The sequence below is a fragment of the Pseudomonas sp. B37(2017) genome (assembly GCF_002112885.1).
Taxonomy (GTDB): Bacteria; Pseudomonadota; Gammaproteobacteria; order Pseudomonadales; family Pseudomonadaceae; genus Aquipseudomonas; species Aquipseudomonas paraglycinae.
Map to the genome: position 1 here is coordinate 142,737 of NZ_NEIX01000006.1, position 14,045 is coordinate 156,781.

At 62.7% G+C, this 14,045-nt stretch carries 10 protein-coding genes; 4 read left to right on the top strand and 6 right to left on the bottom strand.

What is annotated here, in order from left to right:
* The first annotated feature begins 32 nt into the window (after positions 1-32).
* Positions 33-254 carry a hypothetical protein gene (locus CAF90_RS29935; protein WP_371915866.1) on the top strand — a complete coding sequence of 74 codons (222 nt, stop codon included), beginning with the start codon at positions 33-35 and terminating at the stop codon, positions 252-254.
* On the opposite strand, the gene CAF90_RS16965 is transcribed toward CAF90_RS29935, so the two are convergent.
* On the bottom strand, positions 229-1,035 hold the full coding sequence (locus CAF90_RS16965; protein ID WP_085607680.1) for a class I SAM-dependent methyltransferase: 807 nt from the start codon (positions 1,033-1,035) through the stop codon (positions 229-231). The genes CAF90_RS29935 and CAF90_RS16965 overlap by 26 nt on opposite strands.
* A gap of 176 nt (positions 1,036-1,211) precedes the next feature.
* Here CAF90_RS16965 and CAF90_RS16970 point away from each other — a divergent pair, with 176 nt between their 5' ends.
* The gene (locus CAF90_RS16970; protein ID WP_085607681.1) at positions 1,212-1,580 is read left to right on the top strand and encodes a hypothetical protein; all 369 of its coding nucleotides are present in this window, start codon (positions 1,212-1,214) and stop codon (positions 1,578-1,580) included.
* Here the strand turns inward: CAF90_RS16970 and CAF90_RS16975 are convergent.
* From CAF90_RS16975 to CAF90_RS16995, 5 genes are all read right to left on the bottom strand, one after another.
* Positions 1,571-3,007 (bottom strand): sigma-54 dependent transcriptional regulator, encoded by a 1,437-nt coding sequence (locus CAF90_RS16975; RefSeq protein WP_085607683.1) that lies wholly within the window; start codon positions 3,005-3,007, stop codon positions 1,571-1,573. The genes CAF90_RS16970 and CAF90_RS16975 overlap by 10 nt on opposite strands.
* Positions 2,976-4,469: a HAMP domain-containing sensor histidine kinase gene (locus CAF90_RS16980; protein ID WP_085607685.1), complete on the bottom strand. Its 1,494-nt coding sequence runs from the start codon at positions 4,467-4,469 to the stop codon at positions 2,976-2,978. Before CAF90_RS16980 ends, CAF90_RS16975 begins: the two co-directional genes overlap by 32 nt.
* Before the next feature lie 104 nt (positions 4,470-4,573).
* Positions 4,574-5,644: an SCO family protein gene (locus CAF90_RS16985; RefSeq protein WP_371915864.1), complete on the bottom strand. Its 1,071-nt coding sequence runs from the start codon at positions 5,642-5,644 to the stop codon at positions 4,574-4,576.
* A 17-nt stretch (positions 5,645-5,661) separates the two neighbouring features.
* Positions 5,662-8,469, bottom strand: coding sequence for a multicopper oxidase domain-containing protein (locus tag CAF90_RS16990; protein ID WP_085607689.1), 2,808 nt, complete (start codon positions 8,467-8,469; stop codon positions 5,662-5,664).
* Positions 8,470-8,628: 159 nt separating this feature from the next.
* Complete coding sequence (locus CAF90_RS16995) at positions 8,629-10,077, bottom strand: ATP-binding protein (protein WP_085607691.1); 1,449 nt, start codon at positions 10,075-10,077, stop codon at positions 8,629-8,631.
* Positions 10,078-10,395: 318 nt separating this feature from the next.
* Here CAF90_RS16995 and CAF90_RS17000 point away from each other — a divergent pair, with 318 nt between their 5' ends.
* Together CAF90_RS17000 and CAF90_RS17005 are read left to right on the top strand one after the other, a co-directional pair.
* On the top strand, positions 10,396-11,742 hold the full coding sequence (locus CAF90_RS17000) for a hypothetical protein (protein WP_085607693.1): 1,347 nt from the start codon (positions 10,396-10,398) through the stop codon (positions 11,740-11,742).
* Between the two features lie 35 nt (positions 11,743-11,777).
* Positions 11,778-14,012 (top strand): Ig-like domain-containing protein, encoded by a 2,235-nt coding sequence (locus CAF90_RS17005; protein WP_085607695.1) that lies wholly within the window; start codon positions 11,778-11,780, stop codon positions 14,010-14,012.
* Positions 14,013-14,045 lie beyond the last annotated feature (33 nt).

Sequence of the window (14,045 nt, forward strand, 5' to 3'; positions counted from 1 at the left end):
ATACATTCATGCAGAAACGCAGAGACAAACCGATGGAACAAAACACATCCGATTTTGAAATGACGGCACTTCTGGTTGATCTGAATACCATCCGTGAGTACCTCTCTCAGGTACTGGCAGAAGGTGACGATGAAGAGTTGTTTCGAGCAATCGGATACGTGACGCAAGCCCGTATCCGACTCACCGAAAAAGAGACAGCGCCTCTCGCCTCCCCCTCTTGTACTTGCCTCAGCGTTTCACCCCCACCCACGTAAAACACATCGGCATCTGCGCCCCGCGGTTCTGGTACTGGTCATAGACTTCTTCCCGGTTCGAGTGCGGGTATTCCTTGAAGTGCGTGATGTTCAGGCCGGCCTCGATGGCGGCGGTGAAGATCGCGCCGAGGTTGTGCACGAACCAGTAGGACTTCGCCGCTGGCTGTTCGATCTTGCCGACGTAGACGATCGGTTTTTCCAGCACGAAAGGTTCTTCCCGGAAGTAAGAGGTGGCGAGGCGAAAAGGGTCTTCGGCCTCGGGGTCGACCATTTCCAGGAACGGGTGGGTTTCGTAGATCACCAGTTGACCGCCCGGTTTCAGGGTCGAGGCGACGTGGCGAAAGAACTCGCCGATGTCGGGCATCCAGCCAAAGACGCCGATGGTGATCAGCGCGACGTCGAAACGGGCGCGCAGTGATTCGGGCAAATGATAAATATCGGCTTCTATGAATTCGGCGTTGTGCGGCGAACGCTTGTTCAGTTCGCGGGCCTGTTCGAGAAACGCCCTCGACTGATCGATGCCAACCACGCTCCGTGCGCCGAGGGCAAACAGCGATAGGCTTTCGCGGCCGTTGTTGCAACACAGCTGCGCGACGTCTTTGCCATCGACACCGACCTGCTCGAGCAAGCCGCGAAGGGTGTCGTCGAGGCAGGAAAAGTCAGCCTGCGTGACTTCGGTCAGCAAGGCCTGCCAGTCGGGCGAATCCTGGTGATGACGGGCGGAATCATTCCACGCCTGACGATTGCTCTCGACGGCGTTTTTATTATTTGGCACTTCCATGGCGCACTCCGGGCGATGCTCACAATTGAGCGGGCCCGAGTCTAGTTCAGCCTCGCGCAACAGGTTGTTGCGAACTTGTAAGCCGACGACACTTGCACCAACGCCTGCACCAACGCCTGCACCGCGGGCAGCTATAGTTAATAGCCTTGGGGAAATCCGCTTCCACAGGTGCTGCCATGGGAATGTTCAATCGACTGCTGTTGTCCGCCTGTCTGCTCGCCGCCGCCCAGGCGCAGGCGCTGGACAGCAACTTCAACTACTACGGGGCGGACCAGCCTTTTGCCCACCCTGCTCCGCCGTCGCTGTCCGCTCAGCCGCCCCGGCCGTTCGATGACACGGCGCCGCAGGATTTCATCGTCATCCCGGATCGCCACGTGTTCCATGACTCGCAACTGCCCACTGTGGCCGATGCGACGGTGCGGGTGTTTATCCGCACCTACGATGCCGAACGCGGCATCTACGTCAACGACGAAGTGCTGGACCCGACGTGCGTGCTGGAATGCCTCGGCACACCGAGTCCGCGCAGCAACGCGGTCTACCACTGACGCTTGTCCGGACGGGCCAGGCCGAGCTTTTCGATGCGGTAGCGCAGCATGTCGCGGCTCAGGCCCAGCAGGCGCGCCGATTTGGTGACGTTCCAGTCGGTCTTGTCGAGCATCTTGCGCACCATGTCGCGCTCGACCTCCGGCAGGTTCATCGATTCGGTGTTGCTCGCCGGGCGCGGTTCGAAGTGCGTGTGCGGCACCTCGTGCTGATGCTGCGGTGGCAGCTCATCGCACAGGCTCATGCACACGTTCAGTTGATGCGCGGCGATGGTGTCGCTCGGCGCCAGCAGCACGGTCTGTTCGAGCATGTTGCGCAGTTCGCGCACGTTGCCCGGCCAGGTGTAGCTGAGCAGCAGCTCTTCGGCCTGATCGCTGAAATGCAGGTTCGGTTTGCCGTAGCGCTTGCCGTGGCTGGCGAGGAAGTGCCGGGCCAGCAGCAAGATGTCTTCGCCACGGGCGTACAGGCGCGGCACCTTGATCGAGATGATCCGCAAACGGAAAAACAGATCGCGGCGGAACTTGCCCTGCTGGACCATCTGCTCAAGGTTGCAATTGGTGGCGCTGATCACCCGCAGGTTGACCTTGCGTTCCTTCACCGAGCCGACCCGGCGAATAGTGCGATCTTCCAATAGCTTGAGCAGTTTGGCCTGCAACAGCAGGTCCATTTCGCCGATCTCGTCGAGAAACAACGTGCCGCCGTCCGCCGCTTCCACCAGCCCGACCCGGCGATCCTTGGCGTCGGTGAATGCGCCTTTCTCGTGGCCGAACAATTCCGATTCCACGAGGTTGGACGGAATCGACGCGCAGTTGAATTCAATGAACGGGCCTTTGCTGCGCGGGCCGTCGAAGTGCAGCGCGCGGGCCACCAGTTCCTTGCCGGTTCCGGTTTCGCCCTCCACCAGTACGGGCGGCAGATCGGTGTTGGCCATGCGCCGCTCGGCGTCGAGCAACTGGCCGATGGTGTTTTTCAGGTACTGCATCGGCGACGACTCGCCGATCAGCGCCTGCACCCCGGACTTCTGCGCCTCGCGCTCCTGATAGAACGACAGCGTGCGTTCCATCCGTTCGGTGGCCAGGGCCTTGTCCAGCAGCAGTTTGAGTTCCGGCAGCGCGACCGGTTTGGTGACGTAATGAAAGGCGCCCTCCTTCATTGCGACCACCGCGTCTTCGACGTTGCCGTAGCCGGTCATCATGATCACTTTCAGTTCCGGCGCGCTGATGCGCAGCTTCTGGATCAGATCGTGACCGCTCATGCCCGGCAGCGAGTTGTCGGTCAGGACGATGTCCGGCATGAAGCTTTCCAGTTGCCCCAGCGCGTCCTCGGCCGAGTGGCAGACCGTCACCTCGAAGTCTTTGCGCTCCAGGTAGGTCTGAATATTCTCGGCCAGCAGTTCGTCATCCTCGACCAGCAGAATGCTGTGTTCCATATTCCCCTCCCGATGCCACTCTAAAGTTGAGACTGACGCGGGTTCCTTCCTGCTCCCGGCTGGTCAGAATGACCGAACCCTGAAACCGCTCCATGATTCTTTTGACCAGCGCGAGGCCAACCCCGAGGCCGCCCTGCTTGGTGGTGAAAAACGGTTTGAACACCAGCTGTTGCTGCTGCGCGCTCATGCCTTTGCCGGTGTCGCTCAGAGTCATGCGCACATGACCGGTGTGCGGTGTTTCAATCTCGACACTCAGTACGCCCCCCTTGGGCATCGCTTCCAGGGCGTTGGCAAACAGGCTATTGAGTATTTGCGTCAGCAGCACCTTTTGACTGACGACCGGCGGGCAATTTTGTGGCGTGAATCGCACTTCGACGCCATTGCGCCGGATCAGCGCGTCAAACGCCCCCAGGGTGTCCTCGACCGCCGCCAGCAATTCCACCGCCTCGCCGTCGTCACTCATCGGGCGCAACGACACCAGCAGCTCGCGCACCCAGCGCGACATCCGGTCAACCTGGCTGATGATGTCGCCGATATTGCGCTGCGCACCCGGGCTGGCAATTTCCTGGGCCAGTTCGGCGCTGGAGCGAACGGTAGCCAACGGATTGCGCAGGCTGTGGGCCACCGCCGAGGACATCTCGCCCAGGGCGACAAAGGTTTCGTTGCTGATCAATTGCTGTTGCTGGCTCTGCAGCAGGGTCGAGGCGCGCCGCACGATCCAGAACAAGCCGAGATAAATCGCCGCACCACCGAGGATCGTTGCGGCCCAGATCGAGGCGAACCCGCGGTCGATGCGGTCCACCAGATCCGCCGGTTCCTTGTAAACCTCGACCATGGCGACGACTTTGCTTTTGTCGGCGTTGAACATCGGAATGTAGTTTTCGATGAACAGGTATTTCGGTTCGCGGGACAGCCGCTGCTCGGGTTTTTCGTCGTCGATCTTGTGGTAGCTGGAGGACACCGGCACCTTCATTTCGAACGACTCGTCCAGCTCGTCGTCGTCTTCGATCCTGACGTTGATCAGCTCTGGGTTGGTCGACCAGATAATCGTGCGGTCCAGGGCGTACACCGTGGCCAGCAACACGTCGGGCAAGTGTTCGACATGATCGAGAAACTCGGCGCGGGCCGACGCATGGGCCAGCGGGTCGACGTCGGGGTAGTTCCCGTCCTGGCGCGGGTCGAGCATCTCGCCCATGGTTCGTTGCGGCGTGATGTTGGCGTGGCGCATTTCCGCATCGCCGATGGCCTGCACGAATTGCGCGGTGAGCAGCGCATCGCGCTCCACGCTTTCGGTGACCACGAAGCGCGTGGAGATATACCCCAACCCCAGCGCCACGGCCGCGATGATGAAAAAACTGGCCAGCGAGAACCAGCGCAGCAGATTGAACTGCCCGCCCCAACTCTTGATGGCTGCCAACGCCACGTTCGGCGCTGCTGTTTTTTGTTCTTCCAGTCGCTGCATGGGAATGCCCTGGCGTTTTTGTGTCGAGCCCGTAACAGCCGCCTTCTCGAATGAGTGTAGGTGGCAATGACCGTGACACACGGTTCAATGATGCTATTTAGCCGCTACTGCATACGACTCACCGCGTCGCTCGCAGAACCCGGTTTTACTGGCGTCAACGCCCCGTCGGCCAAGGGTTGCACCGACGGATGCTGACGTTCGGTTTCGGCACTCAAAAAGTCGATGATCGATTGCGCTGAAGCTTCATCCAGACGCAGATTCGGCATCGGGATGTGCTCGTATTGCTCGAACAGCTGCAATGCGATCGGGTCTTTCTCCGCCAGCACCCGATCCGGTTCGCGGATCCAGCGATTGAGCCAGGCTGGGTCACGCTGGCGGGTCACGCCGATCAGATCCGGGCCGATGTTGCGCATGCCGATGCCTTCGCCATCCTGCGGGCCGAGGCTGTGACATGAGGCGCAGCGGGTACGGAACAGTTCTTCGCCATTGCTCGGCGGACGAATCTGCGGAGCGTCGGCGTAGCTTTCTTCGGTGCTGGCCTGTTTCCAGTTCTGCAGCGTGTTGGCGAGCTGGTCGGCGAGGATCCACGGGTTCTCGAACGGCGAGGCTTTCATCCAGCGCCCGGTGCTCTGGTTGCCGACGATCAGGCTCAGGTTGTGATCCTTGGTGCGGCCGTTGTCGACGCCTTCGATAAACAGCCCGAGCTTCTTGCGCAAGTCGGTGACGTCTTCGAACTCGCCGGTAAGGAATTTCCAGCCGGGGCCGACCTTGAAGCGTTGCGCATAGGCCTTGAGCACCTCGGGGGTGTCGCTCAGCGGATCGATGGTGATCGAGTAGAAGAAGATGTCTTTCCCGACCCGGTCTCCCAGCAGTTTCTGCACCTGGCGCAGGCGCGCGGTTTCCAGCGGGCAGGAGTCGCTGCACGAGGTGAAGATGAAGTTGATCACCACCACCTTGTCTTTGATCAGGTCATCGAAAAAACGCACCTGCCGACCGTCCTGATCGGTCAGCAGGGTGTTGGGGAAATAGTCGCCACCCCACGGGGTGGCGGATTCGCTGGCGCCTTCGGGCTGCGCCTGATGGGCGATGAGCACCTGACTGCCGAGCAGGCAGGTGACCAGCACCAGAATCAGGTGCATGCCCAGGGCGCGGGAGCGCGGCGTTGGCTGGGTCATGTCGGCTCCCTCCCTGCTCATGGTTTCACGGTCACTTGCGGGCCGAAGCCGTCGCCAGTGCGGAAGGTTGGCAGTGCGGCGGAGTTGACGTAGCGCACGCCATCCCAGCTCGGCAGCGGTGTCGGCATCAACTGCAGTTGCCCGGGTTTTTCCAGGTCCCAACGCAGCAGCATCGAGTTGTCCTCATGCTGGGTGTTGTGGCAGTGCTCCATGTAAGTCCCGGCAAACTCGCGGAAGTTGATCGCCATCTCGACGCTGTCCAGCCCGTCTGCTTCCGAGCCGATGCGGTAGACGTCCTTGCGCGCCCATTTTTCCCACTCTGGCGGGGCCTTGCCGCCACGGCTGAGGATGATCCCCTCCTCGAAGTGCACGTGTACCGGATGGCTCCAGCCCGTGCCGCCGGCCTTGATGTTCCACACCTCCAGGGTGCCGATGCCGCTGACCCCGGCGTCGGTCGGACCGCTGGCCAGTTTGGTCGAGGCATTCAACCGGCGCGGGTCCATGTGGAAACCGAAGCCGCCATCGGTCTTGATCGTCCACGGCGCTTCATCGGTGCCGTCGGAGCGGCCGAAGATGAAGGTCCGGTGCAGCGCTTTGGCGAGCAAGGCCTTGTCGGCAGCGTTGTCGCGGTGAATCTTCAGCGGAATCATCACCATGCCTTCGGCCTTGCCCGGTTTGGCCGGTTCGTAGGCCGCCGGGTTCATCGACAGATCCTGACCGGTATAAGCCTTGACGTTGAGTTGCAGAACCTTGCCTACCACCGGGTCGCCCCGGTCCCATTGCGGGCCTTTGCTGGTCTGCTTGATGACCGCCAGGTATTTCTCCGACAGCACGTCGGCCAGCGGGATCACTTCTTTCGGGCCCTTGCCGTCGTCCTGGGCCTGCAGGTTGACGAAGAACAGCTTGTCGCCCGGTTTGATGCCGTTTTTCGCAAAGTTGACGATGATGTCGAACCGCTCGGCGATGCCCTGAGTCGGCAGAATCGCGTTGTGGTTCTGTTTGTCGCCGTCGGCATCCAGGTCCATAGAGCCGTCGAACGGCACGCTGTGTTCCATGATGTTGCCGTCGTTGGCAATCATGTGGAACGGCACGCGGCTGTAGGACACACCGGAGTTTCTCGGTCCCTGGAACTCACCACTGGTGCCTTTGACTTCACGCACCAGCGCAAGCTTGAAGTAGCGCGACACCGAACCATTGAGGAGGCGGAAGCGATAACTGCGCGCCCGCACGTCGAGGGTCGGTTTCCACTGCCAGTTGACCAGCACCTGATCGCCGATGAAGCCGTCGGTGTTGAACGGGTTGAACCACAGCTGACCTTGCTGATCCCAGGCCTTGTCGGCGAACACCAGGTTGACGTCGTAGTCGCGATTGCCCCACGGCAAGGCGCTGCCACTGGGGAAACGCAGGTTGACGCCGTCGTTCACCGATTCGTTGCCACGGTCCAGGGCGCTGTAGTAATTCATCATCGCCGCGTTGCCCTTGTAGACGTTCTGCGCGGTGAAATCGAGCATGTGGTCGTGGAACCAGTGGGTGCTCATGGTTTCGCGCCAGTCGCCGCGAATCTTGATGGTGCCGTGGTCGCAGGTCTTTTTCGCAGGCTGCAGGTCGTTGACCCACAGGGTTTCCCCCGGTGCGCACGGGAATGCGGCGCGCGGATCTTCGGCCTTGGTGTTGATGCTGTCGTAACCGGCGAGCTGGATCGGCCAGCGATAGTCGTAAAACTGGCCGGGGAAGAAGAACGCGTTGGCATAACCGTCGCTTTCCGCTGGCGCATGGCCGTTGTGCTCGTGGGTGGTGATGGTGTGCAGACCGAAACCGCGGTTGGCCGAAGGGTCGATCGGCAAACCGTTGTAGTGACGCATCAGCACCGGCTGGCCGTAGCGCACCATCAACAGTTTCGGCGGCAGCGTGCCGTCGAAGGTCCACACCGAATTGTGGTCCTGCACCGGCATCGCCGGGTGGAACCGTGGGTCGACACCCTTGGCCGTGCCATCGGTCGCCGGCACGCCCGCGACGTTGTGGTACAGACCACCAGGGCCGAACTCGCCGACGGCATAACCGTGCATCTGCCGACTGTCACGCAGGCCGCCGTTCAGCCGCGCACCGGTCTGCACGGTCTTGTAGGCGACTTGCGGGTAGAACTCGTTCCAGCGCTGATGGGCCCAGCCTTTTCCCGGTGGGCGGCCTTCGGCGGAGGAACCGATATGACGGTTGAGAAACAGTTCGATCTGCGCCTGCCAAGGGTTGCGGTCAACCACGTTGGCGTACTGGCTCGGAAATGGCGTGAGCCCCGGTTGACGCAGGAATGCATCCAGCGCCGTGCCGGGTGGCGCGCTGCGGGCGATGTTGTTCGGGTCTTGCGCCGGCGCCGGGCCGATGGCCGCAGGCGGGAAGCTCAACGGCGCGGCCGGTGTGGTCGGGTCGAGTTTTTCCGGGCCGAACTCTTCGAACAGCACCAGTTGCTGAGTGAACGGCTGCGCACCGTACAGCGGGCTCGGCTTGCCGTTGGTGGGGTAATTGAAACTGGTCTGGACGGTGGGCGGCAGGATGTTTTCCGTGCGCGTCGTGTTGCGCGTGCCTTTGACCCCGTCGGGCAGATCGAAAGAGTCTTCGTTGGCCTCGGGCATGGTCAGGATGGCGTTGAGCGCGCCGGCGCGGTCTGCGGGCTCGTCGTAATAGGCCGACGGGTCGGAGGCCTCCGGCTGATTTTCGTCGTCGATCGGGCTCGCTCGGACCGCGGTCATCTGGCCGAGGGTCAACATCAGAAAGACGCTCAGGGGCGTCAACAGGAACAGCTTTTTGGGGTCACGCATTGCTCTGTCCATCACCAGCCGCCTCATCTAAGGAAGGGGTGATGGTGTTTTGCAATTACCTCGCCAAAAAATCATTTCCAGTTGTAACAGGGACTTGGGAGCGCTGTTGCATTCCCCACTCCCCGGTGACCGGGGCCTGACACCCACTGCTGGGGGAAAGTTCACCCCAATTTACTGAATGAGCTGAAACGCCAGACGAACGGTGGTGCCCTCGCCTTCGCGGCTGTCCAGGCTCACGCCCCCGCCGAAGCGTTCCATGATCCGTTTGACCAGCACCAGCCCCACGCCGAGGCCGCCCTGCTTGGTGGTGAAGAACGGCCGGAAGGCCATGCTGCGCTGTTCCTCGTTCATGCCTTTACCGGTGTCGCTGAGCATCACGCTCACGCCACGGCTGTCGCTCGGTTCGAGGGTGATGGTCAGCGTGCCGCCCTTGTCCATGGCCTCCAGCGCGTTGGCCAGCAGGCTGTTGAGGATTTGCGTGAGCTGGATGGGCTGGCTCAGCACCATCGGCGTCTGCTGGGGATGAAACACCACATGCACGCCGGCCTTGGCGATCTGCTGCTCGAAGGCCATCAGGCTGTCGTGCAGCGCCGCCACCAGGTTCACCGGTTCCGGGTCGTCATTGAGCGGTCGCAACGATTGCAGCAGTTCGCGCACCCACTTCGACATGCGGTCGACCTGGCCGATGATGTCCTTGATGTTCTTCTGCGCCGGCCCCGCATCGAATTCCAGCGCCAGCTCGGCGCTGGAACGGATGGTCGCCAGCGGGTTGCGCAGGCTGTGAGCCACCGCCGATGACATCTCGCCCAGCGCGACAAAGGTTTCGTTGGCGATCAGTTGTTTTTGCTGGGCCGCCAGCAGAATCGCTGCCCGCCGCACGATCCAGTACAGCCCCAAATAAATCAGCCCGCCGCCCAGCGCGGTGGCCAGCCAGATCAGCGTCAGCCCGCGCTCCATGCGGGCGATCAGGTCTTTGGGCTCTTTATAGATCTCGACCATCGCCGTGACATTCTTGCCCTCGGCGTCGAAGAGCGGGATGTAGTTTTCGATGAAGATGTATTCCGGCGGCACCACGAACTTCTGTTCTTCACGGCCCTTGTCCACATCGTGATAACTCGCCGACACCGGAATCTTTTCATCGAACGCCCGGTCGAGGTCTTCGTCGGCATGAATACGCGTGTTGACCAGCGCGGGGTTGGTCGACCAGATCACGGTACGATCCGGCGCATAAATGTTGGCGAGGATCACGTCCGGCAAATGCTCGATGTGATCGAGAAATTCGCCCCGGGCGCTGGCTCGGGCTTGCGGGTCGACGTCGGGAAAGTTCTTGTCCTGGCGCGGGTCGAGCAATTCGCCCATGGTGCGGATATTGGGGATCGAGACGTGGCGCACTTCCGCCGACGCGATGGCCTGAATGAACTGCGCGGTCAGCAAGGCATCACGCTGCACGCTTTCTTCGATCACGAACCGTGTCGACACCGCCCCGAGCGCCACGGCCACGGTGCCGATCACTGCCATGCTGATCAATGAAAACCAGCGCAACAGGTTGAACGGCTGCTTGCGCGAGTTCAGCCGCTGGCTGCTCTCCTCGATCGGTAGCGATTTTGACTGCATGTTCATGGCGGCGACTTCCCGATACGTCCCTATAGGGTTATAGCCCACGGTTGGGTGTTTGCCCGGATCCGGGGGGTGAACGGCCCCACGCTCGGCCGATTTCCCGGTCAGGCAAAAACCGCCAGGCGTTCATGCCCCCACAATCCCCAATGCTGGGGACAGTCGCCCTATCCGGGCTTGCGCCCTTTCCCCCCACGCCAAGCCGCGAACCCTTGCGCCACGGGCGTTTGCGGCCGGTTGGCCCGTCGTTGGTATGGAAGTTGTAAAGCCCTCTGCAACTGACCCATCCCCAAGGGGCAGGTACTTTGATAGAGGGATTAACTCATGCACCCTTTACTGTCCAAAACCGCGACCGTCCTGGTCGTGAGCGCCTTGGCCCAGGGCATTGCCCAGGCCGCTCTGTTCGCCGTCGATCCGGGTCCCTACACACCGGCCAATGGCGGTTTCGCCAGCTGGTATCAGGACACCCACGGTCGCACCCTGGATCTGTGCCTGTCCAAAGCGCTCAGCTCCCGCGTGCCGAGCACACCGGGCGCCCCGTCGTACATGTGCTCGCTGCTGCCGACCCCCGGCGTGTTCGATGACACGCAGCCGATCGTGTTCCCCACCAACTTCCCCGATGAAGCGTTCTGGTTCACCGGCGAGACCTCGCTGGTGGATGCCGCGCGCGGAATCAACCTCGGTTACGTGAGCGCCGTCGAAGCCGCGTTCGCCGCCGAAGAGCCGGTGGAAGGCGATCAGGTGAGCTTTGCGCGGATTCGCATTCGCGTGGATGTGCCCACCGCTGGCACCTACGTCATCACCCACCCGTACGGCGTCGATGTGTTCAACGTCGATACCCCCGGTCGCCGCGCCATCAACATGACCCGCGACATCGGCATCGGCACTCCGAAAACCTACGACGGCGCGCTCAAGGGCGACATCGGTCCGTTCCTGCGCAGCGTCAACGGGCCGTACACCGAGACCAACCCGGTGAGTGGCGCGGCCGAGCAGTTTGTCGGCGACCCGAACCTCAACGAAGCCGTGACCGGCAGCCCGTTCAACACCAACTACGTGCGCATCGAAGGCCCGGGCGGCATTGACCTGCGCACCACGACCTTCGCCGTGTCCGGCAAGTTGTCGACGGTGGTGCGGCCAACGCCTCTGATCACCGAGCGCAGCACCTACTCGCGCAAGCCCGGCGAAAGCGCACCAGTGGCCCAACAAGACGTGTTCGTCAAAGCCCCGCCCGCGCCGGGCACCGCCGCCATCACCAGCAGCACGCCCGTGGTGAACATGACAGAAGCCGACAGTACCGGCAGCTGGTACGCGCAATCGGCGGTCAACCCGACCCTGCCGACCGTGCTGCAAGTGACCGCCGACAACCACCTGGCGATCGCCACCAGCTCGCCGACCACCCTGCCCATGACCCTGACCGACCTGGTGGTGATCCAGCGCGCCGAGTACAGCCTCAGTTCCGGGCAATTGACTGTGGTGGCCTCAACCAGTGACGAAACCTCGCCACCGGTGCTCACCGCCACCTCCGGTACCGGCGCCGCCATTGGTGCGCTGGGCGGTGACGGCGCGGTGAAAACCCTGGCCACCGGGATCACGCCGATTCCACCGGCCAAGGTTCGGGTGACGTCGTCCAACGGCGGCAGCGATACCGAAGAAGTGGTCATCGTGCAATGAACGCTCACATGCCCAGATCCGCATCAGGAGGCATCATGAACAAGTGGCCACGCTTCGCGCTCAACGCGCTCGGGCTGACAATCTCGCTGACCGGCAGTGCGTTCGCGCAACTGGCCGCCGTCGATCCCGGCCCCTACACCTTCGCCACCGGGAAATTCCCGATGTGGTACCAGGACAACAACCTGCTGTCGATGGAGCTCTGCCAATCGCGCGCCGCCAGTTCGCGGGTGCCGGTCAGCACCCCGCCGGCGTACATGTGCACCCTGCTGCCGGAGCCGGGCGTGTTCGATGACAGCCTGCCGATGGTGTTCCCCGACAACTGGCCGCCGGAAGCTTTCTGGTTCCTGGCTGAAACCGCGATCCCAAACAACGGTGCCGGTTTCGGCGTAGACGCCTACGTCGCAGGCATCGAAGCGGCGTTCGCCTCGGAGAATCCGGTCGATGGCGATCAGCAAAGCTTCGCGCGGATTCGTATCCGGGTGAACGTCCCGGTGGCCGGCACCTACACCATCACCCACCCGTATGGTGTTGAAACCGTCAACGTCACCACACCGGGGCGGCGGGCGATCAACATCACCAAGGACATCGGCATCGGCGCGCCGGGCAACTTCAGCGGTGCGCTCAACGGCGCCATCGGCCCGTTCCTGCGCAGCATCAACGGCCCGTACACCGAAGTGAACCCGGACACCGGCGGCATCGAAACCTTCGTCGGCGACCCGAACCTCACCGAAGCGGTGACCGGCAGCCCGTTCAACACCAACTTCCTGCGGATCGATGGTCCGTCGGGTGCCGGCTCGATTCAGACCAACCTGTTCACCGTCGCCGGCAAGGTCCTCGACAACCGTCAACAGACCCACGTCGCCATCGACCGCGCCACCTATCGCCGGACGTCGGCCGGTGTGCGTGCCGAGGTGTTCGCCAAGGCTGACAGCAGCACGACCCTGTGCTTCCGCGAAACCCTGGCGTTGCTGCCCGGCCCACCGCCAACGCCGTGCCAGACCAGTCTGCTGGGTGACAACAACGGGCTGTTCTTCGGCCAGCGCCTGGGCAACGGCACCCTGCCGTCGGTGGTGGTCGTGACCGCGACCAACCCGGCCGGCACCACCCGTCCGACCGCCGTCTCGGCCAAGCTCACCGACGTGGTGAAAATCCAGACCGCCCGCTACAGCTGGGCCAACCACAGCATGCTGATCGAAGCCACCTCGACCGATGAAGTCGCGGTGCCGGACATGGTTGCCCAGGGCTACGGACGTCTGTCGAAAACCGGCACCCTGCAAAAAATCACCGTCGCCGACCTGACTCAGCCTCCAGCCACCGTCACGGTGAAATCCGCCGCCGGCGGCAGCGATACCGAGCCCGTCGTAGTGGTCGGTGCTGCACCGGACACCGGTGAGAACCAGGCGCCACTGGCCGTCGCCGACACCGGCAGCACCAGCTTCGGTGTGCCGATCACCCTCAGCCTGTTGACCAACGACAGCGACCCGGACAACAACGTGCCGCTGACGATCACCGCGCTGACTCAACCGGCCGCCGGCCAAGGCACCGTCGCGCTGAGCGGCACCACTTCGGTGGTCTACACCCCGCCAGCCGTGGTGACCACACCGTTGACCACGACCTTTACCTACAAGGCGCAAGACAGCAAAGGTCTGGCCTCGGCCAACCCGGCGACCGTGACGGTAACCGTCGCGCCTAACCGGCCACCGACCGCCGTCGCCGACAGCGTCGCCACTCTGGGTGTTGCAATACCGATCAACGTCCTGGCCAACGACACCGATCCGGAAGGCAACACACCGCTGGGCGTCGCCAGCCTGACCCAACCGCCGGCAGGACGCGGCACGGTCAGCACTGACGGCACGGTGATCACCTACACCCCACCGGCCACCGTGACCACGGCCTTCACCACGACCTTCACCTACATCGCCCGGGACAGCTTCAACGCCCAGTCGACGCCGGCGACCGTCACGGTGCAAGTATCGCCACGGCCAGCGGCGGAAACCTTCACGATCACCACCTCGACCGTGCAGGCCCGTTCCGGCGGCCGCTTCAACTGGGACTTCGCCGGCACCTCGTCGGTGACCACCGGCAACACCATCACCGTGCAGGTCACCACCCCGACCGGGCTGGTAACGCTGGGCACCACCACGGTACCGGTGACCGGACGCTGGCGGCTGACGCTGAATAACACGCTGGTCGTGCCATCAGCCAACCCGACCGCCACCATCCGTTCGTCCCAGGGCACCGTTCGCACCATCTCGGTGACCACGCTCTGAGCCCACGCCCCACCCAACCCACACCGCCAGGCG